Annotated in this window: 31 protein-coding genes; 27 read left to right on the forward strand and 4 right to left on the reverse strand. The window is 63.9% G+C overall.

Annotation, left to right across the window (positions count from 1 at the left end):
* Positions 1 to 52: 52 nt before the first annotated feature.
* Complete coding sequence (locus tag ACF8LI_RS18690) at positions 53 to 331, forward strand: transcriptional regulator (RefSeq protein WP_392413764.1); 279 nt, start codon at positions 53 to 55, stop codon at positions 329 to 331.
* 13 nt (positions 332 to 344) lie between these two features.
* On the opposite strand, the gene ACF8LI_RS18695 is transcribed toward ACF8LI_RS18690, so the two are convergent.
* Positions 345 to 602 (reverse strand): hypothetical protein, encoded by a 258-nt coding sequence (locus ACF8LI_RS18695; RefSeq protein ID WP_392413766.1) that lies wholly within the window; start codon positions 600 to 602, stop codon positions 345 to 347.
* On the opposite strand from ACF8LI_RS18695, the gene ACF8LI_RS18700 reads away from it, so the two are divergent.
* The 24 genes from ACF8LI_RS18700 (at position 601) to ACF8LI_RS18815 (ending at position 19,178) form a co-directional block, all read left to right on the forward strand.
* Entirely contained in the window at positions 601 to 786 is a 186-nt protein-coding gene (locus ACF8LI_RS18700; protein ID WP_392413767.1) for a hypothetical protein, read from the forward strand. The two genes, ACF8LI_RS18695 and ACF8LI_RS18700, sit on opposite strands and share 2 nt — an antisense overlap.
* On the forward strand, positions 779 to 1,093 hold the full coding sequence (locus ACF8LI_RS18705; protein ID WP_392413769.1) for a hypothetical protein: 315 nt from the start codon (positions 779 to 781) through the stop codon (positions 1,091 to 1,093). Before ACF8LI_RS18700 ends, ACF8LI_RS18705 begins: the two co-directional genes overlap by 8 nt.
* A 45-nt stretch (positions 1,094 to 1,138) precedes the next feature.
* Entirely contained in the window at positions 1,139 to 1,564 is a 426-nt protein-coding gene (locus tag ACF8LI_RS18710; protein WP_313281564.1) for a hypothetical protein, read from the forward strand.
* Complete coding sequence (locus ACF8LI_RS18715) at positions 1,561 to 2,280, forward strand: phage antirepressor KilAC domain-containing protein (RefSeq protein WP_392413771.1); 720 nt, start codon at positions 1,561 to 1,563, stop codon at positions 2,278 to 2,280. Before ACF8LI_RS18710 ends, ACF8LI_RS18715 begins: the two co-directional genes overlap by 4 nt.
* Positions 2,277 to 3,251 carry a helix-turn-helix domain-containing protein gene (locus ACF8LI_RS18720; protein WP_392413773.1) on the forward strand — a complete coding sequence of 325 codons (975 nt, stop codon included), beginning with the start codon at positions 2,277 to 2,279 and terminating at the stop codon, positions 3,249 to 3,251. Before ACF8LI_RS18715 ends, ACF8LI_RS18720 begins: the two co-directional genes overlap by 4 nt.
* On the forward strand, positions 3,244 to 4,026 hold the full coding sequence (locus ACF8LI_RS18725) for a hypothetical protein (protein WP_392413775.1): 783 nt from the start codon (positions 3,244 to 3,246) through the stop codon (positions 4,024 to 4,026). The genes ACF8LI_RS18720 and ACF8LI_RS18725 overlap by 8 nt, the downstream gene beginning before the upstream one ends.
* A complete protein-coding gene (locus ACF8LI_RS18730; RefSeq protein ID WP_392413777.1) occupies positions 4,023 to 4,529 on the forward strand; it encodes a hypothetical protein in 507 nt (168 codons plus the stop codon). Before ACF8LI_RS18725 ends, ACF8LI_RS18730 begins: the two co-directional genes overlap by 4 nt.
* Positions 4,510 to 4,737, forward strand: coding sequence for a hypothetical protein (locus tag ACF8LI_RS18735; RefSeq protein ID WP_392413779.1), 228 nt, complete (start codon positions 4,510 to 4,512; stop codon positions 4,735 to 4,737). The genes ACF8LI_RS18730 and ACF8LI_RS18735 overlap by 20 nt, the downstream gene beginning before the upstream one ends.
* Positions 4,713 to 5,201, forward strand: coding sequence for a hypothetical protein (locus ACF8LI_RS18740; RefSeq protein WP_392413781.1), 489 nt, complete (start codon positions 4,713 to 4,715; stop codon positions 5,199 to 5,201). Before ACF8LI_RS18735 ends, ACF8LI_RS18740 begins: the two co-directional genes overlap by 25 nt.
* Positions 5,198 to 5,518: a DUF4406 domain-containing protein gene (locus tag ACF8LI_RS18745; protein WP_026062991.1), complete on the forward strand. Its 321-nt coding sequence runs from the start codon at positions 5,198 to 5,200 to the stop codon at positions 5,516 to 5,518. Before ACF8LI_RS18740 ends, ACF8LI_RS18745 begins: the two co-directional genes overlap by 4 nt.
* Positions 5,511 to 5,768, forward strand: a complete 258-nt coding sequence (locus tag ACF8LI_RS18750) for a hypothetical protein (RefSeq protein ID WP_392413783.1) — start codon at positions 5,511 to 5,513, stop codon at positions 5,766 to 5,768. Before ACF8LI_RS18745 ends, ACF8LI_RS18750 begins: the two co-directional genes overlap by 8 nt.
* 5 nt (positions 5,769 to 5,773) lie before the next feature.
* Positions 5,774 to 6,055: a hypothetical protein gene (locus ACF8LI_RS18755; RefSeq protein WP_392413785.1), complete on the forward strand. Its 282-nt coding sequence runs from the start codon at positions 5,774 to 5,776 to the stop codon at positions 6,053 to 6,055.
* Positions 6,046 to 6,567 carry a hypothetical protein gene (locus ACF8LI_RS18760; protein WP_392413787.1) on the forward strand — a complete coding sequence of 174 codons (522 nt, stop codon included), beginning with the start codon at positions 6,046 to 6,048 and terminating at the stop codon, positions 6,565 to 6,567. The genes ACF8LI_RS18755 and ACF8LI_RS18760 overlap by 10 nt, the downstream gene beginning before the upstream one ends.
* Entirely contained in the window at positions 6,564 to 7,121 is a 558-nt protein-coding gene (locus tag ACF8LI_RS18765) for a hypothetical protein (protein WP_392413789.1), read from the forward strand. The genes ACF8LI_RS18760 and ACF8LI_RS18765 overlap by 4 nt, the downstream gene beginning before the upstream one ends.
* Positions 7,122 to 7,216: 95 nt before the next feature.
* Complete coding sequence (locus tag ACF8LI_RS18770) at positions 7,217 to 8,116, forward strand: hypothetical protein (RefSeq protein WP_392413791.1); 900 nt, start codon at positions 7,217 to 7,219, stop codon at positions 8,114 to 8,116.
* A gap of 158 nt (positions 8,117 to 8,274) precedes the next feature.
* A complete protein-coding gene (locus tag ACF8LI_RS18775) occupies positions 8,275 to 9,246 on the forward strand; it encodes a terminase small subunit (protein WP_392413793.1) in 972 nt (323 codons plus the stop codon).
* Between the two features lie 4 nt (positions 9,247 to 9,250).
* The gene (locus ACF8LI_RS18780) at positions 9,251 to 10,861 is read left to right on the forward strand and encodes a terminase (protein ID WP_392413795.1); all 1,611 of its coding nucleotides are present in this window, start codon (positions 9,251 to 9,253) and stop codon (positions 10,859 to 10,861) included.
* A gap of 9 nt (positions 10,862 to 10,870) precedes the next feature.
* A complete protein-coding gene (locus ACF8LI_RS18785) occupies positions 10,871 to 13,132 on the forward strand; it encodes a hypothetical protein (RefSeq protein WP_392413797.1) in 2,262 nt (753 codons plus the stop codon).
* Positions 13,133 to 13,349: 217 nt separating this feature from the next.
* Positions 13,350 to 14,450, forward strand: a complete 1,101-nt coding sequence (locus tag ACF8LI_RS18790) for a hypothetical protein (protein WP_392413799.1) — start codon at positions 13,350 to 13,352, stop codon at positions 14,448 to 14,450.
* Positions 14,451 to 14,520: 70 nt separating this feature from the next.
* Positions 14,521 to 15,813, forward strand: coding sequence for a DUF4043 family protein (locus ACF8LI_RS18795; protein ID WP_209803009.1), 1,293 nt, complete (start codon positions 14,521 to 14,523; stop codon positions 15,811 to 15,813).
* 73 nt (positions 15,814 to 15,886) lie between these two features.
* The gene (locus ACF8LI_RS18800; protein WP_392413801.1) at positions 15,887 to 16,363 is read left to right on the forward strand and encodes a hypothetical protein; all 477 of its coding nucleotides are present in this window, start codon (positions 15,887 to 15,889) and stop codon (positions 16,361 to 16,363) included.
* Positions 16,364 to 16,439: 76 nt separating this feature from the next.
* Positions 16,440 to 16,898 carry a hypothetical protein gene (locus ACF8LI_RS18805; RefSeq protein WP_392413803.1) on the forward strand — a complete coding sequence of 153 codons (459 nt, stop codon included), beginning with the start codon at positions 16,440 to 16,442 and terminating at the stop codon, positions 16,896 to 16,898.
* Between the two features lies 1 nt (position 16,899).
* A complete protein-coding gene (locus ACF8LI_RS18810) occupies positions 16,900 to 17,571 on the forward strand; it encodes a hypothetical protein (RefSeq protein ID WP_392413805.1) in 672 nt (223 codons plus the stop codon).
* Between the two features lie 11 nt (positions 17,572 to 17,582).
* Positions 17,583 to 19,178, forward strand: coding sequence for a hypothetical protein (locus ACF8LI_RS18815; RefSeq protein WP_392413807.1), 1,596 nt, complete (start codon positions 17,583 to 17,585; stop codon positions 19,176 to 19,178).
* A 3-nt stretch (positions 19,179 to 19,181) separates the two neighbouring features.
* Here the strand turns inward: ACF8LI_RS18815 and ACF8LI_RS18820 are convergent, their stop codons facing one another.
* The 3 genes from ACF8LI_RS18820 to ACF8LI_RS18830 all read right to left on the reverse strand — a co-directional run bounded on the left by ACF8LI_RS18820 (position 19,182) and on the right by ACF8LI_RS18830 (position 20,606).
* Positions 19,182 to 19,826 (reverse strand): hypothetical protein, encoded by a 645-nt coding sequence (locus ACF8LI_RS18820; protein ID WP_392413809.1) that lies wholly within the window; start codon positions 19,824 to 19,826, stop codon positions 19,182 to 19,184.
* Positions 19,827 to 19,890: 64 nt separating this feature from the next.
* The gene (locus tag ACF8LI_RS18825) at positions 19,891 to 20,049 is read right to left on the reverse strand and encodes a hypothetical protein (protein WP_156136009.1); all 159 of its coding nucleotides are present in this window, start codon (positions 20,047 to 20,049) and stop codon (positions 19,891 to 19,893) included.
* A complete protein-coding gene (locus ACF8LI_RS18830) occupies positions 20,046 to 20,606 on the reverse strand; it encodes a hypothetical protein (protein WP_280064751.1) in 561 nt (186 codons plus the stop codon). Before ACF8LI_RS18830 ends, ACF8LI_RS18825 begins: the two co-directional genes overlap by 4 nt.
* Positions 20,607 to 20,891: 285 nt before the next feature.
* On the opposite strand from ACF8LI_RS18830, the gene ACF8LI_RS18835 reads away from it, so the two are divergent.
* Entirely contained in the window at positions 20,892 to 21,308 is a 417-nt protein-coding gene (locus tag ACF8LI_RS18835) for a hypothetical protein (RefSeq protein WP_392413811.1), read from the forward strand.
* 151 nt (positions 21,309 to 21,459) lie between these two features.
* Positions 21,460 to 22,158 (forward strand): zeta toxin family protein, encoded by a 699-nt coding sequence (locus tag ACF8LI_RS18840; protein WP_280064747.1) that lies wholly within the window; start codon positions 21,460 to 21,462, stop codon positions 22,156 to 22,158.
* Positions 22,159 to 22,272 lie beyond the last annotated feature (114 nt).

The following is a 22,272-nucleotide window of genomic DNA, read 5'->3' on the forward strand; positions in this document are numbered from 1 at the left end:
GGTCAAAAAACTGTGGTTATTGACATCGATAACCTGGGTTATAAAATGAGGTATGAACGAAAAAAACCCCTCCGCTCCGGCACTCCGGGAGGCCATCTCCAAGGCAGGCTCCCAGTCGGCACTTGGCCGGCTTATGGGGCACCCGCAGGCGCTGGTCCATAAGTGGTTAAACAGTTCGCGGCCTCTGGGTGAAAAGCACTGCGTGAAGCTGGAGAGGTTGCTCGGCATCCCTCGGTCCCGACTTCGCCCCACCGATTGGCGCGAGATCTGGCCCGAACTGGGGCAGACCGAAGCGCCCGCTCCCCAGCCCCGGGAGGCAGGTCATGCCTAAGCGGCCTTCGCGCTCATCTACCAGCCTTCAGCTGAGCCACGAAGGGGCGCAGACGTTCGTACCTCTCTGCGTATCCGCCCAGGTCATCGGGGTAGAGCCTCACCCAAGCATTGCCGGTCCAGCGGACCGCGAAGTTTGCGGGCTTCTCAGGCTTGCAGACCACCTCTGCATCACCCATCGCATTCCCCTCCGCATAGACGTTGCACACCACGCAGCTCCAGTGCTCAACAACGATCCGGTCGCCGGGCTTGATTTCAGGACGTACTGACATGAATGACCTCTCTCCAAAAGAACGTGTTTTTCAGATGCTCGCCTCGGTGGCGGGCATTGTCGGTGAAGCCGCTGATCTGAACTCAGAGCGCCATCACCTGGCAACCCTGGTTGAGCACTGCCGCTCCTGGGAATCCCAGGTTGCTGATCTGCCGGCTGCCTGCCAGGAGCAAGGCCATGCATGAACGGCCCCGACTCCGCGTGATGTTGTGCTCTCGGGGCACTGTCATCAACGTCACACGCGTGGACAGCGTTGGCCGCATCAGGGCAGTGGTTTGGCAAAGGCCATCGAGCCTCAAGGATGCCCCGTTCTCCTTTGTTTACGAAGAGGACGAGGGCCGCTTGCTTCTCCACTCCATGGAATGCGCCGAGACGCCATGTACCTGCGGCGCCAACGCCATGGCCGATCGCAGGTATCTGCGCGGTCTGGTCCAGGCCATGTTGATGGCGGCTCGCCGGTTCTACCGCGAAGTCATCGCGCCTCAGCGCTGACCCCCAAACACCCCACCCCTCATTGTTCCCAAGGAGTAGTCCCGCATGCGTGACACCCACGAAAAGCTGAGCCGGGCTGAAGCGGCTGCATTCAGGGCGATCCAGGTGATCCTGGCTGACCTCGACGCCGAGCAGGCCGAGCGCGTCCTGGCCCGTGTCCAGGACCAACTGGACGAAGACGCTGGCGCGCCGATGTTCGCGCGCGGCATTGCCGGGCCCTTGGGCAAGCTGGACATCCAGCTCAAGACCAAGGTGGACGAGTCCACTGCCGAGCAGTTCCGCCGCAACTGCGTGCTGAAGGGAACGGACACCTCCACGGTGCTGCGCGATGCCATCTATGTGATGACCTGGGAGCGCAGCTATCGGCAGATGGTGGCTGAGAAGTTGATGCATGAGGAGCAGTCTGCCAGCCGGCTGCAATCGCTCATAGGACCCTTTGGGGCCCCCGAATTCGGAGGGCCTGCCCGATGAACGCGATCACTGCAATTTCCGCCGCCGTGCTGATGATGAGCAGTCGTCAGATCGCTGAAGAGACAGGGAAAGAGCATTTCCACGTCATGCGAGACCTGCGGGCCCTGAAGGATCAACTGGGCCCCATGTTCAAGGGGTCTATCCAGAACTGGATACACCCCCAAAACGGGCAGAGCTACGAGGAGTTCTTGATCGACAAGGACACCTGCCTGACCCTGCTGCTGGGCTACGACGCCGTGGCACGCATGAAGGTGGTGAAGCGCTGGCAGGAGCTGGAGGCCCAGGCCGCCCCGGCGCTGCCGGACTTCTCCAACCCGGTGGCCGCCGCGCGCGCCTGGGCTGATGCCAAGGAATCGGAGCTGCGCACGGCCGAGGCGCTGGCCCTGGCTGCGCCCAAGGCGGAATTCGTGGATCGCTTCGTGGCTGCCGAGACTGGTGCCATGGGTTTTCGCCAGGTCTGCAAGCTACTGCGCGCGAACGAGGAGCGCTTCCGTGCCTTCCTACTGGACAACAAGGTGATGTACCACCTGGGCGGCCGGCTGACGCCGCTGGCCCAGCATTTGGACGCAGGCCGATTTGTGGTGAAGGCTGGCCATGCCCAGCACAGCGACCACGCTTTCACCCAGGCCAAGTTCACCAGCAAGGGCGTGACGTGGATTGCCGGCCTGTGGGGCCAGCACCAGGCCCGCCTGGCGCAGGAGGGTGCGCAGCAATGAGCACGATGATCATGGCGGCCTGCTGGCCGCTGGCAATGTCCCCCGCGCAGAAGGCTGTGCTGATTTCCCTGGCCGACCAAGCCAATGATGACGGCGTGTGCTGGCCCGGCGTTGCGACGATTGCGAAGCGCACCTGCCTGTCCGAGCGCGCGGTGCAGGATGCCATCGCCTGGCTGCAGACTGTTGGCGTGGTGTTCCGTGAGTACCGCATCAACTCGAGCACCAGCTACACCATCACTCCGGCCAACTTCAACCCAGCTGCAGCGCCCGCGAAGCGCAAGCGTGGCACGGGTGCAGATGCCGCACCGGGTGCAAATGGCGCACCCCCCGCAAATGGCGCACCGGGTGCAGACGGCGCACCACCCCCCGCAGATGGCGCACCAGGGGGTGCAAATGGCGCACCTCAACCCCCGCAGATGGCGCACCCCAGGGGTGCAGATGGCGCACCCAAATCATCAATGAACCGTAAAGGGAACCGTAAAGGAACCCCCACTGAACCATTCCCGCCGGCTGCGCCGCCGGCTCGCAAGGCTGGTGGCGGCTCCACGGATGCCGATGACACGGCCTTGCAGGAGGCGTGCAGGGCGACCTGGGCGAGCTACTGCCAAGCCTACGTGCAACGCTACAACGTGAAGCCGGTCCGCAATGCGAAGGTCAACGACAACGTGAAGGCGTTGGTCAAGCGCTTGGGCTACGTGGAAGCGCCGCTGGTGGCGGCTTGGTACGTCGAGCGTGTCGGCGAGGCCTATGTGCTGAAGGACTCGCACGGCGTTGGCGCGCTGCTGGCAAAGGCCGAGAGCTACCGCACCCAGTGGGCACGCGGCCAGGCCATGACAGGCACGGCAGCACAGGCTGCAGACAAGACGAGCGCGAACGCCGACGCCATCGAGGAAGCCAAGCGGATGCTGCGCGAGCGTGCTGGCAAGGGCCAGGGCGCTGGCCAGGCTGACGAGGGGATCATCGATGTCTGACCACCTCGACACCGACTGGCTGCTGGAGGAGCTGGGCGCCACGATGGAGCTGAGCGGCCAGCAGGTCCGCCCCGCTGCGCTTCTGCTGCTGGCGGAGGATCTGGCGCACATCGAAAAACCTGTGCTGCGTCTGGCCCTGGCCCGCATCCGCGCTGAGCATCGCGGCCCGATCCTGACCGGCACCGTGCTGCAGTACGTGGACCACGCCATGGGCCGCATGCTGCCCGCCGAAGCCTATGGCCTGGCGCTGACCAGTGCTGACCAGCAGGCCACCGTGGTGTGGACCGACGAGATTGCCGAGGCCTGGGCCGTGGCCGCGCCGCTGCTGAATGCTGGCGACAAGTTCGGCGCGCGGCAGGCCTTCATCGAGGCCTACGGCCGGATCACGGGCGAGGCTCGGGCGCTGCGCCGCCGCCCTGTAGTGCAGGTCAGCCTGGGCCACGACCCCGAAGCCCGCACGCGCGCCGTGCAGGAAGCCATCACGACGGGCCGGCTGCCGGGCGGGCTGGAGGGGCTCACCGACGACCTGCGCGAGCAGCTGCAGTTGCCGGCCCCGCGCGCCGCCCTGGCGTTGCCAGCTCCGGACTCGGTGCCCACCGGTCCGAAGCGTGAGGTGCTGTCCAAGCTGGCCACCCTGCGCGAAGCCTTTGCGCTCAAGGCCTCGCGCTTCACGCCCGTGCAGGTCCAGGCCCGCGCAGACCGGATGCGCGTGGGGCAGGCCAAGCGCCGCACAGCCGCCGCCGTGGCGCAGCACCAGCAGGGGAGCCAGCCATGAGCGCTATACACGCCTCAGTCGCCCGCGATTACCTGACGCTGCCCTACACCTACACGCTGGCACAGGAGCTGTCGGCCAGTGAGCGGCAGCCGCTGCACCAGCGCAAGCGCGAGCCCCTGGCTGCTGCAGTCCTGGCCGCCGTGCATGCCGTGGGCTACGCATCCCCGACCGTGCAGCACTGGCGCGACCTGGCCGACGCCGCGAACCTGTCCGAAACGCTACTCGGCATGGGCGTCTTCACAGAGCCTGAGGCCCAGAGCCTGTTTGCTGATGCCGTGGCGGCCGTCGTGGACCTGGGCCGCAAGCACGGTCACGGCCAGGAGATGCGCCTGAACGCCGTGCAGCTGGGCCACCTGGTCGAGTTCGGCGAGGCCTACGGCCAGGTGCTGGAGGTAATCCCGGCCCGCACCTTCATCCGTGCGCACCGCGCCACCGAACGCCGTCTGCGCGAGCTGCTGGTCAACAGCCACGGCAGCGACACCCATGAATTCATCGTCGTCTGAACACCAATGGCAGCAACTCCAAATCAATCTCAGCGAGGAAGCCGTGGCGCACCTCGTCAAGCTGGCCCAGCAACCCGGGTGGTGGGAGTACGTCAAGGCCAGGGCCAGGGAGCTGGACAGGGACGAGTCCCGACTGTTCGTGGACATCGAGCAGCAGGTGGTGCAGCAGCTGCAGGCGCTCGCGTGGCGCCCGCCGCCCCGCGCGTGACGGTGCCTGCTGGCCACCAGGGCCCGATCACGGTGCTGGGCATGGACCCGGGCAAGCACACGGGGCTGGCCTGGATCGTGGACGGCCAGTTGCAGGCGCTGGAGGAGATTGCGCCAGCGCAGATCCTGCAGACGCTGCAGGGCAGGGCGCCCACGCTGGTGATCTTCGAGGACAGCCGCAAGGCCCGCAGGACCTGGACCGGCCAGGGGAGCGCCGCGGCGCGGGCCAAGATGGCGCGCAACGTGGGCGAGATCGATGCATGGTGCGTGCTGATCGAGACCCTGTGCGCCAGCCTCGGTATTGCCTGCTTCGGCCTGGCCCCCAGCGCCAAGGCCGGCAGTGCCCACGGCGCCAAGATCGATGCCGCCACGTTCAGCCGCCTGACCGGCTGGGCCGGCCGCAGCAATCAACACCAGCGTGACGCCGCAATGATCGCCTGGTCCTTCCGGAGGGCTCGGCCATGAAGCGCATCTACATCGCCGGCCCGATGACAGGCCTGCCCGAGTTCAACTACCCGGCCTTCAACCGCGCGGCCGCTGTGCTGCGTGCCCAGGGCCACCACGTCGAGAACCCGGCCGAGAACCCCGCGCCAGCGTGCGGGAGCTGGGCCGGCTACATGCGTCTGGCGCTGCCTCAGCTGTGCACCTGCGATGCCGTGCACCGGCTACCGGGCTGGAAGCAGTCGCGCGGCGCCCGGTTGGAGAGCTTTGTGGCGCGCGTGCTGGGTCTGGAGGTGCAGGACTTCGATGCCAGCGCAGGGGAGGGCGGCGCACATGCTTGATTTCCGCCCCGACCTTCCGCGCCGTGGCCAGCGCGGCCCCGTGCGCGCCGCGCCCCTGCACCCGCCCCTGTGGCGTGGCGCCGCAATGCGCGAGCGCATCGAAGGCCCTGATGCCCTGGGGCGCTACCGCTTCTCCGTCTGGTCGGAAAACCGCTGCTGCCGCCTGGAGCAGTACGGCCCCACCCGTGTGTGCGTGATGGGCGACCACGGCTTCCTGGTGCAGGTTGATGTTGAAGGGGATGTCCGATGAGGGTAATGCTCGTCTCCGAAATGGCCCGTGAACTGATCGACCGCCCGACCAGCAGGCCTTGTTTCATCCTTCCGCCTTCGTGGAAGCCTTTGGTGGATGCGCTTATGGCTGACCGCCATCCCGAGGGAGAAGCTTTTCTGACGCGGGCGGCGCTGAACGGAGCAAACATCCTGTACCAGGCATGTCCTGTTCGTCCGCCGTTGCCACTCGGCGGCCTGTTCGAAATCTTTCCGTGGGAGGTAATGGATCGGCTGGATTCCTGGCGGGAGGTGCATCCATGGCGCTGACACGCAGGCCGTTCAAGTCCAAGAGTTCATGGCCTGTGGCAGGCACGACCGATCTGGACCGCGAAGAGCGCCTGGCGCAGCGTGCGGCCCGCGCCATGGACCGTGCCCGCGCCACGGCCGGCATGGCGTGCACCAGCATCGTTGTGATGGGCGGGGCCAGCACGGGCTTGGTCGTGCCCAAGGCCGAGATCCTCGAATGCGAAGCCTACCGCCGCGCCGTCGCCGCGCTGCCCTGCATCTGGTGCGGCATCTGCGATTTCTCCCAGCATGCGCACCTCAACCTCGGCAAGGGCTTCGCGCTCAAGACGGACGACCGCACTGGCTTCCCCCTGTGCTGCACGCGCCCCGACATCGAAGGATGCCATGTCGCATACGACCAATACCGCCTTGTTGACGGCGGCCGCGAAGCTCACCGCGACTACGGCCTCGAGTGGGGCCGCATCACCCGCCACACGATTCTTGCATCCGGCCAATGGCCACAACGTCTGCCCCTCTGGAGTGAAACCGCATGAACCAAGCCACCACCAGCACAATCCACAAGACAGCCGGCGGCAATCCGGACACGGGCGCGGTCGAGGCCGTGCCCACGCTGACGCAGGTCTATGAGGCGATCCGCCAGCTGCACGAGGCCGGCGAAGAGCCCACGCGCGACCGCATCCACAAGATGACAGGCCTGAACCTCACCACCGTGGACGACCGCATCAAGGTGCTGCGCGGCGAGGGAATGATTGCGGCGGTGAAGCAGTGTTACCGCCCGGTGCACCAGCATGGGCCAGCGCGGGATGTCGTCATCGTGCACCTCAACGACGGCCGAACCATGGTGGAGATTGGGGAGCATGTACTGCACCTTGTCCGCCCTGAAGCAGCACGGCTCGGTCAAGGTTTGGCAGGTGTTGCACTCGAGCACACAGCGCTGACGCGTGTCACGGAATTGCAGGATCAGTTGCTGGAAGAAGTGGCAAAGCGTCGAGCCCTTGAGCGCGAGGTGAAGGCGTACAAAAGCTTGCGCAAGGTGGACCCCCGCCAAGTAGATTTGCTTGCCGGGGTAGGCGAGACCTCTCTTTAGGCCAAACAGGACGCGATGCTGCTGGCAGGAAGGGAGTGCAGTGCCATATGATATGAGTTCAGTGCATTAATTTTAAAATTGCTATAGGCCAACGTATGTCACTTCTTCGCCAAATACAAGATGCAGCTATAGACTCTTCTATTGATTTGCCTACTTTGCTTCGAAAGTGCAAAGTCCTTGCTAATCGTCTGGGAAGTGATGACTTCAAGTTGTGGGTGGAAAGAGAGCTTTCTGGGTATGATGATAAAGATAGTATTCCAGAATATAGGGTTTTCTCAGTAAACTCGAAAGGTCATTTTAGCGGCCCTTTCGGTTCTGGATTGCGGAATGCCGACATCCCTCTTCGATGCCTCCCTGAAGATTTTCGGGATTTCATGGGTAAAGCTTATATGGGTGCGCCAATTGCTACCATCGAATCATTGGTAAGAAATAATGATTCAGGAAGTGTGCAAGAGCCCTGGAGCCCCGATTTGGTTGCCCACTTCGGGAGGAGGATATATGAAAATATGGCCTGCATGCAGGCTTGGAAAGTGATACCTGTAGGTGCTCTCGTTGCGACACTGGATTCTGTGCGTACGAAAGTTCTTAATTTCGTTTTGGAAATAGAAAACCATAATCCTGCCGCAGGAGAAGCTATGGCAAATGAGAAACCCGTGCCACAAGAGACCGTTCAACAAATATTCCACACATACATAACTGGAGATGTTCAGAATTTTTCTTCAGGTAGTACAAATGTGAGTCAAAATGCGACCCTGTCAAAAGGACTTGATGATAGGATTTTTGAAAAGCTCGCTCAGGCTATTGCTGAAGCAAATATTCCGAAAGGAATTGAATCCGATTTCAGGGACGTAGTCGCGCAACTTCATTCAAGTAATGGTAAAGCTGATTTCAAAGAGAAATATCAGAAATTTATGAGCATGCTTTCTGACCATATGCAAGTTCTCGGCCCAGTGGTTGCTCCATTTCTCCCATCGCTCGCGGCAATGCTAAATTGATCCTATCAATCCAAAGGATGCCTTCCACAGGCGTCAGAAATATCCCCAATGCTCAGTCGCGTTAGCGTTGGCGCATTTGGTCGTTCCGGCGAGCAACGCATCCTCCCGGCTCTGTCTAGGGTTGGGTGTCAGTTGGGGAGTTCGCAACACTCTCGGCCATGGCACAAAGTCCTGCCCGCAAGTCCGAGCCTCCAAACAAACCCGTCCCCAAGAAGCCTGCTGCCGCCAAGAAGGCCGCAGGCTCTGCTGCTCCTGCGAAGCGCCTAGCGGTCAAGAAGCCTCCGCGCGCCGCCGCGAAACCGGTATCGAAGAAGGCTCCGGCAAAAAAGGCCACCCGCACCAAGAGCGCCGCCGCCCAGGCGCTGACCGCGAGGGAGGCGAAATTCATCGATGAATTCCTGGTGGACCTGAATGGAACCCAAGCGGCGATCCGGGCCGGCTACAGCGTCAAGACAGCTCGGCAGATCGCCTCTGAGAACCTGTCAAAACCTCACATCCAAGCCGCGATAGCGGAAGCTCGAAAGCAGCAGCAGGAGCGCACGCAGATCACTGCCGATGCCATGCTGCAGCAGGCCTGGCTGATCGCAACAGCCGATGCGCGTGAGCTGATCGAGACCAAGGTCGCATGCTGCCGCCATTGCTGGGGCGAGAACTTCCGCTACCAGCGCACCGTCAGCGAGATGAACCATGCACGCGAATCATGGCGCGCAGAAGGTAAGGCGCCCGAAGATTTCGATGAGGAGGGCGGCATCGGGTTCAACCCCCACCGGCCGCCGCACCCAGAGTGCACTGCATGCGTTGGCGATGGATATGCGCGCGAGGTCATCAAGGACACCCGCTACCTGAGCCCAGCCGCAGTCCAGCTCTATGCCGGCGTGAAGCGCACGAAGGAAGGGCTGCAGGTCCTGATGCACAGCAAGGAGGCCTTTGCCGAGAAGCTGTGGAAGTACCTGGGCCTGTACGAGAAGGACAACCAGCAGAAGTCGGACCCTCTGGCCGCGCTGCTGCATCGCATCTCCAAGGAGAACGGCAACGGCTTCGCGCCCATTGCAGATGACCCGGAGCGCACAGGCCCGCGCGCGGGATCCACGCTGCAGGTGAAGCAAGACCCGACGGACGAGGAGGGCTGAGGCTGTGGCCGCGCGCGTCCACAGTGCTCCCCTGAACCGGCTCCCCGACACGCCCGAGGAGCTGGAGCGGTGCTTGCGTGATCCCGAATGGCGCCTGTTCTCCGGCTGCCTGTACAAGATCATGGTCAAGGGCGATTCCAAGGATGGGGAAGAGGCTGACACCTTCACCATGCCCTTCCGGCCCAATCGCGCGCAGAAGCGTTTCATCAGCCGGCTCTGGCACCGCAACATCATTCTGAAGGCGCGGCAGCTGGGTTTCACCACACTGATCGCCATCCTGTGGCTGGACCATGCGCTGTTCAATGCGGACCAGCGCTGCGGCATCATCGCGCACGACCGCGAGGCAGCCGAGGCCATCTTCCGGGACAAAGTGAAGTACGCCTACGAGAACCTGCCCGAGGAGATTCGAGACCGCTTCCCCCTGGCGCGCGACAGTGCCGTGGAGCTGCTGTTCGCCCACAACAACAGCAGCGTGCGCGTGGCTACGTCCATGCGCTCGGGCACCATCCACCGGCTACACGTTTCTGAGCTGGGCAAGATCTCGGCACGCTTCCCGCACAAGGCCAAGGAGGTGATGACCGGCTCCATACCGGCCGTGCCGACCACGGGCATCCTGGTGATCGAAAGCACGGCTGAAGGCGCTAACGGCGAGTTCTACCACCTGTCACAGCGGGCCGAGGCGCTGCACTACACGCACAAGAAGCTGAGCCCGCGCGACTACCGCTTCCACTTCTACGCCTGGTGGCAGGAGCCCAACTACCGCATGGACGCGGGCCTGGTCCATGTCGCGCGCGAGCAGCACGACTATTTCGACCAGATCGAGGTCGAGATGCAGTGCACCATCGATCTGGAGCAGCGGGCCTGGTATGTGGCCACCCAGGAAGCGGACTTCCCCGGCGCGCCCGAGCGCATGTGGCAGGAGTACCCGTCCACGCCGGCCGAGGCATTCCAGCAGTCCAGCGCGGGCCGGTACTACGCCAAGGCCATGGTTGCGCTCACGAAGCGCGGTGGCATCACCTCGGTGCCCGAGCTGGATCTGCCGGTCTACACGTTCTGGGATATCGGGCGCGCGGACGGGACGGCCATCTGGTTCATGCAGTCCCTGCGCGGCGAGGACCGCTTCATCAACTACTACGAAGAGCACGAGGAAGACCTGCGGCACTATGTGCGCCACCTGCAGGGCCTCGGTTACGTGTTCGGCGCGCACTTCCTGCCACACGACGCGAATCACAAGCGCCTGGGCGACACCAACCGATCCACCAAACAGCAGCTGCAGGCCCTGATGCCTGGCCAGAAATTCACGGTGGTGCCTCGCATCACCGAGCTGCAGACGGGCGTCAACCTGGTGCGCAAGCACCTGCGCGGCGCTTGGTTCGACAAGGACTCCTGCGCCTTCGGCTTGGAGCGCCTGCGCGGCTACAGCAAGAAATTCAGCCGGGCGCTGAACAAATTCATCGATGAGCCCGACAAGTCCAACGGCTGCACGGAAGGCGCGGACGCGCTGCGGCAGTGGGCGCAGGCGAAGGAAAGCGGGCTCTTCAACCCCAATGACGATGGGTACGGCGCGCGCGCTGAGCCCGAAGAGGAAGAGGATGCGCCGGACTGGCGCGCGTGAGGCACTGCCATGAACTATGCAACTCCCCCAAGCACTGCAGACCTGGGCGCGGCGCTGACGCCGCAGGAATATGCCCGCATCATCGATGACATCCTGGAGCAGCCGCCGTGGCGCCGCCAGGCCGACATGGAAGCCGACTATGCCGACGGCAACCAGCTGGGCAGCGAACTGCTCGCGCGCATGAAGCGCTTCGGCATCCCGCCGGCCAAGGAGAACATCATCGGCCCAGCGATTGCGGCCGTGTGCGGCTACGAGGCCAAGACGCGGACGGACTGGCGCGTGACACCCGACGGCGACCCGGGCGGCCAGGACGTGGCCGATGCGCTCAACTTCCGCTTGAACCAGGCAGAGCGCCACAGCCGGGCAGATCGCGCGATCAGCGATGCGTTTAAGCCGCAGGTGAGCGTGGGTCTGGGCTGGGTGGAGGTCGCGCGGGCCAGCGACCCCTTTGCCTACCCCTACCGCTGCCGGTATGTGCACCGCAATGAAATCTGGTGGGACATCCGGGCGCAGGAGGCTGACCTGTCCGACGCTCACTGGCTGCTCCGGGAGCGGTTCATCCGCAAAGACCGGGTCGCGGCGGCATTCCCCAAGCATCGGGACCTGATCATGCGTGCGGACTCCGCATCCGGCCCAGGCGGATATGGCGGCTATCTGGGCGAGGGCGGATACTCCACGGGCCTGGTGCCGGGCCTGGACGTGTCCCGAGCCTGGACGCCGCGCGAGCACGCCTGGTACCGCTCCGAGACCGACGAGCTCAGCCTGTGCGAACTCTGGTATCGGCGCTGGGTCTCAGCGCTGGTGCTGCGCCTGCGCGGCGGCCGCGTGGTCGAGTTCGATGAATCCAACCAGCAGCACCGCCTGGCCGTCGCCTCGGGCGCGGGCACGCTTTCGCGCGAAACGGTCGCGCGGCTGCGGCGCTCCTACTGGATCGGGCCTATCTGCCTGCATGACGGCCCCACGCCATACCCGCACCAGCATTTCCCGTATGTGCCGTTCTGGGGCTACCGCGAAGACCAGACCGGCATGCCCTTCGGCTTGGTGCGCGACATGCTGTTCCCGCAGGACAACCTGAACAGCACCATGGCAAAGCTGCGCTGGGGCATGGCCTCGACGCGGGTTCGGCGCACCAAGGGCGCAACGGAGATGACCAGCGCCCAGATCCGCCAGCAGTTGGCGCGCCCGGACGCCGACATCGTGCTGGACGCCGAGCACATGAAGGACGGAGGCATATTCGATGTGGAGCGCGACTTCCAGCTCAACGCCCAGCACCTGCAGCTGATGGAAGACAGCCGGCGTGCGCTGGGGCGCGTCAGCCCAGTGACGCCCGCCATGCAGGGACAAGCCGGCACCGCGCGCAGCGGCCTGCAGGAAACCACCCAGGTGGAGCAGTCACAGATCGGCATGGCCGACTTGATGGACAACACCAAGGACGGGCGCACGATGGTCGGCGAGCTGCTGATGTCGCTGATCATCGAGGACATGGGCGACGAGGAGCAGACCATCGTGATCGAAGGCGACGTGCTCAACCCACCGCGCACCGTGGTGCTGAACAAGGCCGAAGAGGACCCCGACACAGGCTTGGCCTATCGGTCCAATGACGTTCTGCGCACGCGCATGAAGGTCGCCCTGGAGGATGTGCCGAGCACCAGCAGTTTCCGAGGCCAGCAACTCAGCTCGCTGTCCGAGGCGGTGAAGTCCCTGCCGGAGCATATCCAGGTGGTCGCGCTGCCATTCCTGATCGACCTGATGGATCTGCCCCGCAAGAAGCAGGTGGTGGAGGCCATCCGCGCGGCGACGGGCCAGCAGACGCCGGAGCAGATCGAGCAGCGTGTGCAGCAGGAGGTGCAGGCTGCGCTGCTCAAGGCCGGCCACGAGCTGAAGGCGCGCGAGCTGGAGATGAAGGAGCGCCTGACGGATGCCCAGATCAAGAAGGTGATGGCCGATGCCGTGCAGGTGGGCGTGCAGGCCGCCTTCTCGGCGATGCAGGGCGGCGCCCAGGTCGCCACAAACCCGGCTATCGCGCCCATTGCCGACGCCATCATGCAGGGCGCGGGCTACCAGAAGCCCAATCCAGGTGGCGACGATCCAGACTTCCCGGTGCCTGGCGTGGCGGCCGGCGGACCCGCTCCGCAGTCGGGTGGCCCTGGCGCAGCCGGCGACATCGCTCAGGTGCGCGAGAACACCAGCCCTGCATACCCGCCCATTCCGCAGGAGCCGGCGCGCGGCATGCAAGGGATCGAGACCGCCACCCCTGCCGATAACCTGTAGCTCACTCCGTCCAGAGTTGGCTGCGGCGCGCGCGGCGGCCGACACTGTGTTCCACGTTGAAGGCGAAAGCCAGAGACGAGAAGCCTGCCCGTGATGGGTCGGCACTTCCCGCAGCTGGAGAGCGTGATGGTCGGGGCTTCGGCCCCGGCCTGATCCTCGAATCTGCGTGCCCCTTCAAACAGGCCCGGCCGGATAGCCGGGGATGTGGAGCACCTACATGCCGATGTCACCTGAGCAACTGCTCGAATCCGCCTTTGCAGGGCAACTGGATCTGGACGCGGACGCGGCCCAGACCACTGAAGCCAGCAACGCCACGAGCACTGCTACTCCCGCAACCGCCACCTCTGGCGCTGAGCAAACTGCTGCAGCGCCTTCTCCCGCTCCTGCCGTTGCACCCGCTGTTGCAGCAACCCCGGCTCCTGCACCTGCTGCAGGCGCGGCGCCCGCTCAGGATGACGAGCCGGCCGGCGCGCCCATTGCCAGCAAGTCGGGCAGCTACACGATCCCCTTTGAAAAGCTGGCCCAGGCCCGTACCGAGCGTGACCAGTTCAAGGCGCGCGGCGATTCGCTGGAGAGCGAGAACGCCACCTTGAAGGCTCAGATCGACCAGTTGACCCGCAGTCAGCAAAGCAACCTCGCTCAGGCCCAGGCGGATGCCGCGGCCCGCGAGCAAGCTGGCGCGGCGCCAACCTCGGCCGACAAGAACCTGGCCATTGCCCAGGCAGCTGCCACCCAAGGCGTGGACATGGCCCTGTTCGGCGACTTCTCGGAGGAGGGGATCGCCAAGGGCGTGGCTGCGCTGGTGGACCAGCGTGCTGCAGCACTGGTGGACGCGCGCCTGGCCCAGGCGATGCAGCCGCTGCAGCAGCGTGAACAGGTCAGCGCCCAGCAGGCGCACGACAACGCAATCTACGCGGCGCACGACGACGCGGACGAAATTGCCGACTCTGCCGAGTTCAAGCAGTGGGTGGATGCCCAGCCTGCTTTCGCGCGCGCGGCCGTGGCCAATGTCCTGCAGAACGGTTCCGCTGCCGAGATCGTGGAGGTCTTCAGCACATTCAAGGGTGCCCGGTCCGCAACTGCTCCCGCTGCCAGCCCTGCCGCTCCTGCCAATGCCGTGGACGCGGCCGTGGCAAAGGCGAAAGCTGACGCAGAGCAGGCAGTGCCGGTGAGCCTGTCTGAACTGACGGGCGCGGCTGCTGGTGCCAGCGAAGCGGAGCGCGCGCAGGCACTGGCCAACAACCCCGCGGCGCTGCTCAACGTGATGAGCGGTATGTCACCGGCAAAGATAGATGCCTTGATGAACAGCTTGGCGTGAACCGCTGAAAATTTTTTGAAACCCGGGCCACCTCGTGATGAGGCAGCCCTCTCCCCAAGACGGAGGACATATGTCCGGAAAAACCAATGTGGCAACCGGTTCGCCGAATGCCCAATTCGTCCAGGCTGCCGGGCTGTTCGCCCAGTCCATGCAGCGCAATTCGACGCTGAACCGTATGGTGGGCACCGTCCCCCAGGGCGAGGCTCACGTCAGCGCCGTGCTGAGCAAGCAGACCTCCACCGACATGCCCATCGTGCGAACGGTGGACCTGACGCGTGGCAAGGGCTCCGAGGTGGAGTTCCACTTCGTGCAGCCCACCAATGCCTATCCCATCATGGGCAGCCGCATGGCCGAAGGCAAGGGCACGGGCATCGAGCTGGACAACGGCCGCGTGCGCGTGAACCAGGTCCGCTTCCCTGTGGACATCGGCGACACGATGACCGATATGAATTCCCCCGTGGAATTCCGTCGCATCGGCCGACCCATTGCGCTGTCGCTGATGAACGGTTACCAGGACCAGCTGATGCTGACCCACCTGGCCGGAGCGCGCGGCTTCCACGACAACATCGAATGGCGTCTGCCTACCGAGGCACATCCGCAGTTCGCGGAATTCGCCATCAATGAAGTGAAGGCGCCCACACGCAATCGCCACTTCGTCGCGGACGGCGATGCCATCAAGACCGTGGCCGCTAACGCGGGTGAGCTGGACATTGCATCCACTGACGTGCTCGGCATGGATGTGGTGGACAGCATTCGCACGACGATGGAATCGATCCCTCTGCCGCCGCCCGCCATCAAGATCCCCGAGGACAAGGTGGCCGAGGATTCGCCTCTGCGTGTTCTGCTGGTCTCCCCCGCGCAATACCACGCATTCGCCCAGGACCCCGGCTTCCGCCAGTTCCAGGCGAACGCCCTGGCGCGCGCATCCAAGGCCAACAACCACCCCCTGTTCCTGGGTGAAGTGGGCCTGTGGAACGGCATCTTGATCTGCAAGATGCCCAAGCCCATCCGCTTCTATGCTGGCGACACTGTTCGCTACTGCGCCTCCTACGAGACCGAGACGGAAAGCACCTGCGTCGTGCCGGCCTCGTTCGGCACCACTCATGCGGTGGACCGCGCGATCCTGCTGGGCGGCCAGTCGCTGGCCCAGGCCTTCGGCAAGTCCAAGCACGGTGGCATGCCGTTCTTCTGGTCTGAGAAGGACTTCGACCATGGCGACAAGCTGGAGCTGCTGATCGGCGCCATCATGGGCGTTTTCAAGATCCGCTGGCTGGTGTCGCAGGGCAACGGCAAGAAGCACTTCACCGACCACGGCGCGACGGCAATCGACACGGCTGTGCGCATCATCGGCGAGCGCAACTGACGCGCCCCAGGGCGGGCGGTCAGCTGATCGCCTGTCCTCCGCTGAGTTCTTCACCATTTCATCGGAGGCCAACATGGCAACCATCACCAAAGTGCAGTCCGCCAGCAATCGCCTGGGCGCGACGCCGTGGGGCAACCTGAGCGCCCTGCATTACACCCTGGCCACCAACGCGGCTGGTGCGGCCCTCGGCGGCGACATCCTGACGCCCGCCATTCAGGGCACAAAGATCCGCCTGGGCCTGCTGCCCGCTGGCTTCAAGCTGATCGACAGCCTGGTTGTCGTTGCCGTCGGCATGACGGCATCCGTCACCGCCAAGGTCGGCTTCGAGTATGCCGACGGCGTGGATGTGGCGGCCGTGCCCCAGGACGACGACTACTTCGGCGCAGCTGTGAACCTGGCCGCCACGGCGCGCCTGCGCAACGCCACCGCCAATCCCGTCATCACGCTGCCCAAGGACGCCTACCTGATTCTGACCGTGGGCGGCGCGGACAACGCCAAGGCCAGCGCGCTGGACGTGGTGGTGCTGGGCGTCCCCGAAGGCGTGGCCTGATCGAAGCCGCGCTCGCGGCGATGAACCATGCAGCAAGCCGGCCTGTCCGGCTTGTTTCACATGAACGGAGCGAATCATGAAATTCGACAAGCTGGAATACACGGGCAAGAAGCCCTATCACGACCGTCTGGCGGCCACCCATTGGCAGCCCGGCGACACCAAGCTGGTGCCCGAGGCAGTCGCGCGCAAGCTGCTGCGCTTCGTGGAATTCAGCCGCGCGCCGGCAACCCAGCAGCAGACCGAGCAGCTGCAGCCTGCCGACCTGCAGGACCAGCAACCGCAACAGCCTGACACCACGCAGACGCAGGACGATGCTGCGCTCCAGCAGGCACAGGTGGCCCAGCAGCAGGCCGAGCAGCTGCAGCAGCAAGAGCGCGCGGCCACAGAGTCCATGCTGCTGACCATCGAGGGCATGGACAAGGGCGCCCTGGTCGAATACGCGGCGAAGTACGAGGTCAAGCTCAACGCGCGCAAGGGTGAGGCCAAGATGCGCGCCGAGGTGGCCAACCTGATCGAGCAGTTCGGAGCACGCTGATATGACGCTCCAGGAGCTGATCGAGCGCTTCCGCGACGATGCCAAGGACACCCAGACGCCACACCTGTGGCGCGATGAGTTGGTGACTGCCTGGCTGAACGAGGCCGTGGCTGAGGCGGCAGTGCGCGGCCGTCTGCTGCTGGAAGTAGATCGACCCCAGGTCTGCCAGGTGCAGGTCAAAGAAGGGCAGGCGACCTATCCCCTGCATCCCGCGCTGTACGAGATCACCTATATCGCCTACGAGGTCGATGGAGCGAGGGAGCCTCATGCGCTGACCCTTGTTTCCACTGAATGGCTGGACCGGCATCAGCCAGGGTGGCGCCACAAGCGACTGGACCGCATGTGCTGGGCAGTGCAGGGCGAACGATCCATTCGTCTTGTGCCAGCACCGCCCCGCGACGGCCGTCTACTGCTGGAAGGCTATCGCCTTCCGTTGCGGCCGATGTGCGGCTCGGGGGAGTCCCCTGAGATCCACGCTTTCAGCCACGACAAGCTCGTCCTGTGGGCGCTGTATCGCGCGTTCTCTCAATCCGATGCGGATGGCTTCGACCCGTCGCGCGCGGCATTGGCTGAGGCGGAGTTCACGCGGTTCTTCGGCCGGCGGCCCGATTCCGATATGCGCCGGCAAACCCGTGAGGACCAGCCTCACGTCACCGAATCCATCATTCTTTGAGGAGAGCCATCATGTTCGGCTTTCAACCAGGTCGGCGAGAAGCCCAGGCGGCAGAGCAGCCGCGGCTGGGTTTTCGCCCGCGCAGCAAGGCCGAGGCTGTTGCCCAGGCCCAGAACCAGGCACCCGACTCCATCCCTGCCATGGTGAAGCCTGGCGAGTTTGTCCTGCCACCCGACACCGTGCACGCCATGGGCGGCGCGGGCGCGCTGCAGGCCGCCGTCGATGCCACCCACACACCAGCGCCCGAGCAGGCATTCGTGCCGCGCGGCTTCAAGCCCAAGGTGTTCTTCGCCAATGGTGGTGCGCCAGAGGACCAGATCCCTCTGGGCGGCTACCCCAAGGCGCCGACACCAGATGGCTCGCAGTCCAATCCTATGAACACCGAGCTGGGCCGCAATGTGTCGAACCTGGGCAATGCCGTGCCTGGTGCGCTCGGTGGTAGCGCCCGTGCCATCGCGCGAACTGGCGGAGCCATCAGCGGCGCGCTCAACTCTGGCCTCAATGCCCCGCGCGCGCTGGCCGGTGGTGCTGGGATCGCTGGTGGTGGTGCCGCGGCTTCGACGCCTGCAGCTGCCTCTACAGGGGTCAATCCCACGCCATCCACAGCTCCAGCAGCCACGGGCACCTCGCCGCAGGCCACGCCATCCGCCGGCAGCACCATGGGCCCGCCCAGCTCCGCCGCGCCGCAGGAAATCCAGCCCGGGATCTTCCGCCAGGGCAACAGCTTCTCCGACAGCTCACAGGGCGCGGCGCTGGGCAACGAGCCACGGGGCTTGCCATCGCGGCGCAACGACGCGGCCGGAGAGAACCTGGCCAGCCAGTACACGGCACGCGGCTTCACGCCCGGCCAGCGCACCGAAGTCGAGCAGCCGCGCCTGGGCTTTCCGGGCTTTCGCACGCCCACCATCGCCCACTCGGGCAACGACTGGCAATCCCGCAACGACCTGCGCAATGCCGAGGTGTCGGCCAACTCCATCACCAACACGCGGCGCTTCGGCGGCCGTGGGGCTGAGAATAGCCCGGATATGCAGCGGTACCGCGCCATGCTGGGCACCGACGCGGTTCTGCGCCAGGCCCAGCCAGGTCTGGAAGCCGAGACCATGCGCCAGAACGCAGGCCTCATGCGCGAAGACATGCAGCAAGCCGGTGGCCTGCAGCGCGAGGCCATGCAGCAGGCCGGAGAAACCGGGCGCACGGGCATGCGCGTGGGCATCGAGCAGCAGCGCCTGCAGGGCGAGGCAGAAGCGCGCGGCTTCAAGACCCGGGCCCAACGTCAGGAAGAGCAACTGCGCAATACGCTCCTCGATCCCAATGCCACTCCCCAGCAGAAGCAGCAGGCTCAGCAGGCCATGCGCGCGATTCGGGGTGATGCCGATCCGTCGCCGTGGAAGGTCACGGTCACGCCTGCGGTCAAGAACGCCGATGGTTCCACAAGCCAGGGCAGCATCATCCGGCACAACGCGGTCACGGGCGAGGTGCAGCAGGTGGAAGGTGGAGGGCAGCGTGCACAGCCTCCGGCTAAGGAAAGCTTGGTAGTCGGGCAGGTTTACACAACGCCATCGGGGCAGCTCCGATGGAATGGAAAAGCCTTCGAGAGGATAGGCTAGCCTCTACTTGTCAGGGGCTGCCGGAGGGAGGCCGTAGGCCTCCTCGTAGGTCATCGTTCTGGGGGATGGGCGGCTCTTGAAGTCGCTCATCGTGCGGATCACCGTGTCGGTCGATCCCTTGATGATCGCGTTCTCCCGGCCCTTGTCCTGCGTCACCCAGGCCCAGAAGTCCTTGCGCGCGAACAGCGCATCGGCATCTGGGTGAGCGGCGTAGATCTTCCTGTAGTGCGTCTCCAGCTTCAGCAGTTCGGCATCCGTCTTCACCAGCGGGTGCTGCGCGCGGATCTCAGCTGACAGCGGATACCGCTCGCACATGTCCGTCGGGCCGGCGCTCGGCGTGTACAGGCACCCGCACGCGCGCATGATCATCCCCGCCGCCGGCTGCCAGGACGTGTCGCGGGCCTTGTCCAGGGTGCATTGCTCTGGAGACTTCGGCCCCAGCAGCCCACGGCCCGAGCCGCGGCGAACCTCGAAGAACTTGTCGGGGTGCTGCTGCGCGCAAAGGTTCAGTGCGGCCGCATGGGCCGGCGCGTTCTTCACCCCAGGGAGCTTGTCCAGCAGGCAAGTGGCGTAGTCGGCGGCAAAGCAAGCCGTCGTGGGGCCAATGGCAAGTGCGAACACGGCGGACCATCGCTGAAATGCGTTCACGGAAGATCTCCAAGCAGGATGCAAAAGGCCCGCACGCGGCGGGCCTTTCGTTGAGTCAAAGGGATCAGCCTTCGACCTTTTCCTCGGTCACGGCGGCGGCCAGATTGCTGGCCCCGAAGGCCTCGGTTGCCTCATCGAAAGCACGAGCCAGGCAGCGCATCTCTTCCGAATGTTGCTGCATCTGCGCGATGAAGGCGGTGGAAGTGGGTTGTTGCGTGCTCATAGGCATTCCTCGGTGGTGGTTGCGGACTTCAGAACCAACCAGCGTCCCTGCTGGCTGGCGATGATTGGTCTATGTTGCGGATCTCGTTGGATGGATTGCATCAACAAGGTCTGAAATTCTTGTAGGCGAGCGTTGCGACCAAACAGTTTGAGCGTATCGGCAGCATGTTCGAGGCGCGAATTGTATGCACCTAGCGTGGCAGCGCGGTAAGCGTTTACGGTGACCTCAATCGCAGCTTGGTCTTCTTCTTCAGTCAAAACCTCGATTTCGGGTGACATGGTCACCTTCAGGAGCTTGAGCCACTTGCCCGTCAGCGAGCCACGATGCGACAGCACAAGTTCACATGTTGCCGCAGCAATCGACTCGCCCGGCGCAAAGACGCCATAGGGGATGACAGCTTGCTGTGCTGTGTGAGGAGAAGCGCCGGACAGCGCCTCCTCGATCCACTGAAGCTTGCGGTCCACTTCGTCAGGGAAGCAGTCGTACTCTTCGGCCTCGCTACGCCACTTCGCCCGCGTCGCTTCGAAAGTGTTTCGGTCAAACTGTCTGAATTCCATGCGGCAATAGATCTTTTGAAATTTGTGAGAGTGTAGTTACATTCTTTCATGCAAAGAAGTGATATTGCATACAGTGGTCAACTTTTGATTGGAGTGCAATCAATTGCATTCGTTTCGATCTTGGGTATGAATCGAAATTCCTGTTTCATATCATGATCTTGCGCTCGTTTTTTCAGAAGCGGTTGAGCACGTAGCGCTAACCTCCACATACGCATCGCCGTCAGCTGCGCAATTGGCCCCCTGCGTAGGGTTAGGTGTTCTTGCGAATCAATAGAACACTGCGCTATGGCTCATCACACCCCCAACATCCTCTATGGTGCGCTGGTCCTGGCGCTGGTCTTGGTCTGCGTAGCCGTGCACGCGGCGCATCGTGCGAGGGCTGCGGCGCGGCGAGCTGAAGCGGGCGCGCGGCCTGCTGACGCTGACTTAGCCTATGTGCGCGACGTGCTGCTGCTCGCGTCCCGCGAGCTCGACTTCCACGGCGGCTGCGTGGCCACGGACCGGCCAGACTTGCCCCTATCGGCAGACACTAGCTGGACCGTCGATTTCTCCAAAGCGCGCGCAGCTATTGACATCGCCATGGACCTGCTGGAGCGCGCGGCACCACCATCGGGGCCAGGAGATGTGGAAGGCGGCACCACCGGCTTGCAGCGCGGGCCGCTGTCGGAGCGGTCCAAATACAACCCGGCGCACACAGCCTGATCTGCTCCCGCCCCCAGGCTACGGAAGAGTGGGGATCGAGATATCAGGCGGATCGAGGCGGAGGGCGCGTGCCCAAGAGGCGGCCGGCTTAGTCGGCGGCAATATTTAGTTCAAACATGTAACATCCCCGCGCTACACATGGGAGGACTGGATGTCAGATGAGGAGATTAAGGCTCGGGCCGAAGCCTGGGCTCGGACCAACAAAAAAGCGTTCGCCAAGGCCTTGACTGACATACAGAGGTACCCTGGCGAAAAGTGCCCGGTATCTGTGTTCATGGCCGGCTCTCCAGGTGCGGGCAAGACTGAAAGTTCAAAGGCGTTTTCCGAGGAACTTGGCGACGGCTTCGTCAGAATCGATCCAGATGATTTTCGGGAAAAGCTTCCGGGCTACACGGGGGCGAATTCTTGGCTGTTCCAGGGCGCCGTGAGCATTTTGCTAAGTCGAGTCCTCGACACGGTGTTCGACCAGAGACAGAGCTTCTTGCTCGACGGGACGCTGTCGAACTTAGCTCAGGCTACCGCCAACGTTGAGCGGGCCTTGAAGAAGGGGCGCACAGTCCTCATCATGTATGTCTACCAAGAGCCAGCGCAAGCTTGGGCGTTCGTCAAGGCGCGAGAGGCGATCGAGGGCAGGAAAATTCCACCCGACAGATTTGTCGAGCAATTTTTTGGAGCGCACAACGTGGTCAACGAACTTAAGGTAAAGTTCGCAGCCCAAATCCAGATTGATGTTATCGTCAAAGACATCGATGGTAAGAACCGGCGATACATGGCGAACGTGTCCGACCTGAAGGTCGCGGTGCCCATCCCATACTCATATGAACAGATCATGAAGGTTGTCAGTTCTTAGTGAGGCCCAACATGCTTAGATCACTTTCATCCCTACTTGCCAAACCAGCCCTTGTAGGCGAGACCTCCCTTTCTCGCTTCGTGCATCATGCATCTTCTGAGGAGAAGAAGCGCG

The sequence above is a fragment of the Delftia sp. WSY_12 genome (assembly GCF_043104645.1).
Classification (GTDB): domain Bacteria; phylum Pseudomonadota; class Gammaproteobacteria; order Burkholderiales; family Burkholderiaceae_C; genus Comamonas; species Comamonas tsuruhatensis.

What these genes read in the sequence shown, in the direction of transcription:
- ACF8LI_RS18730 (WP_392413777.1), top strand. Translation starts at nt 4,023, where the DNA reads ATGAGCGCTATACACGCCTCAGTCGCCCGCGATTACCTGACGCTGCCC.
- ACF8LI_RS18840 (WP_280064747.1), top strand. Translation starts at nt 21,460, where the DNA reads ATGTCAGATGAGGAGATTAAGGCTCGGGCCGAAGCCTGGGCTCGGACC.
- ACF8LI_RS18815 (WP_392413807.1), top strand. Translation starts at nt 17,583, where the DNA reads ATGTTCGGCTTTCAACCAGGTCGGCGAGAAGCCCAGGCGGCAGAGCAG.
- ACF8LI_RS18825 (WP_156136009.1), bottom strand. Translation starts at nt 20,049, where the DNA reads ATGAGCACGCAACAACCCACTTCCACCGCCTTCATCGCGCAGATGCAG.
- ACF8LI_RS18830 (WP_280064751.1), bottom strand. Translation starts at nt 20,606, where the DNA reads ATGGAATTCAGACAGTTTGACCGAAACACTTTCGAAGCGACGCGGGCG.
- ACF8LI_RS18775 (WP_392413793.1), top strand. Translation starts at nt 8,275, where the DNA reads ATGGCACAAAGTCCTGCCCGCAAGTCCGAGCCTCCAAACAAACCCGTC.
- ACF8LI_RS18805 (WP_392413803.1), top strand. Translation starts at nt 16,440, where the DNA reads ATGAAATTCGACAAGCTGGAATACACGGGCAAGAAGCCCTATCACGAC.
- ACF8LI_RS18790 (WP_392413799.1), top strand. Translation starts at nt 13,350, where the DNA reads ATGCCGATGTCACCTGAGCAACTGCTCGAATCCGCCTTTGCAGGGCAA.
- ACF8LI_RS18705 (WP_392413769.1), top strand. Translation starts at nt 779, where the DNA reads ATGCATGAACGGCCCCGACTCCGCGTGATGTTGTGCTCTCGGGGCACT.
- ACF8LI_RS18715 (WP_392413771.1), top strand. Translation starts at nt 1,561, where the DNA reads ATGAACGCGATCACTGCAATTTCCGCCGCCGTGCTGATGATGAGCAGT.
- ACF8LI_RS18710 (WP_313281564.1), top strand. Translation starts at nt 1,139, where the DNA reads ATGCGTGACACCCACGAAAAGCTGAGCCGGGCTGAAGCGGCTGCATTC.
- ACF8LI_RS18770 (WP_392413791.1), top strand. Translation starts at nt 7,217, where the DNA reads ATGTCACTTCTTCGCCAAATACAAGATGCAGCTATAGACTCTTCTATT.
- ACF8LI_RS18735 (WP_392413779.1), top strand. Translation starts at nt 4,510, where the DNA reads ATGAATTCATCGTCGTCTGAACACCAATGGCAGCAACTCCAAATCAAT.
- ACF8LI_RS18725 (WP_392413775.1), top strand. Translation starts at nt 3,244, where the DNA reads ATGTCTGACCACCTCGACACCGACTGGCTGCTGGAGGAGCTGGGCGCC.
- ACF8LI_RS18695 (WP_392413766.1), bottom strand. Translation starts at nt 602, where the DNA reads ATGTCAGTACGTCCTGAAATCAAGCCCGGCGACCGGATCGTTGTTGAG.
- ACF8LI_RS18745 (WP_026062991.1), top strand. Translation starts at nt 5,198, where the DNA reads ATGAAGCGCATCTACATCGCCGGCCCGATGACAGGCCTGCCCGAGTTC.
- ACF8LI_RS18765 (WP_392413789.1), top strand. Translation starts at nt 6,564, where the DNA reads ATGAACCAAGCCACCACCAGCACAATCCACAAGACAGCCGGCGGCAAT.
- ACF8LI_RS18690 (WP_392413764.1), top strand. Translation starts at nt 53, where the DNA reads ATGAACGAAAAAAACCCCTCCGCTCCGGCACTCCGGGAGGCCATCTCC.
- ACF8LI_RS18700 (WP_392413767.1), top strand. Translation starts at nt 601, where the DNA reads ATGAATGACCTCTCTCCAAAAGAACGTGTTTTTCAGATGCTCGCCTCG.
- ACF8LI_RS18795 (WP_209803009.1), top strand. Translation starts at nt 14,521, where the DNA reads ATGTCCGGAAAAACCAATGTGGCAACCGGTTCGCCGAATGCCCAATTC.
- ACF8LI_RS18755 (WP_392413785.1), top strand. Translation starts at nt 5,774, where the DNA reads ATGCTCGTCTCCGAAATGGCCCGTGAACTGATCGACCGCCCGACCAGC.
- ACF8LI_RS18835 (WP_392413811.1), top strand. Translation starts at nt 20,892, where the DNA reads ATGGCTCATCACACCCCCAACATCCTCTATGGTGCGCTGGTCCTGGCG.
- ACF8LI_RS18720 (WP_392413773.1), top strand. Translation starts at nt 2,277, where the DNA reads ATGAGCACGATGATCATGGCGGCCTGCTGGCCGCTGGCAATGTCCCCC.
- ACF8LI_RS18760 (WP_392413787.1), top strand. Translation starts at nt 6,046, where the DNA reads ATGGCGCTGACACGCAGGCCGTTCAAGTCCAAGAGTTCATGGCCTGTG.
- ACF8LI_RS18785 (WP_392413797.1), top strand. Translation starts at nt 10,871, where the DNA reads ATGAACTATGCAACTCCCCCAAGCACTGCAGACCTGGGCGCGGCGCTG.
- ACF8LI_RS18800 (WP_392413801.1), top strand. Translation starts at nt 15,887, where the DNA reads ATGGCAACCATCACCAAAGTGCAGTCCGCCAGCAATCGCCTGGGCGCG.
- ACF8LI_RS18750 (WP_392413783.1), top strand. Translation starts at nt 5,511, where the DNA reads ATGCTTGATTTCCGCCCCGACCTTCCGCGCCGTGGCCAGCGCGGCCCC.
- ACF8LI_RS18810 (WP_392413805.1), top strand. Translation starts at nt 16,900, where the DNA reads ATGACGCTCCAGGAGCTGATCGAGCGCTTCCGCGACGATGCCAAGGAC.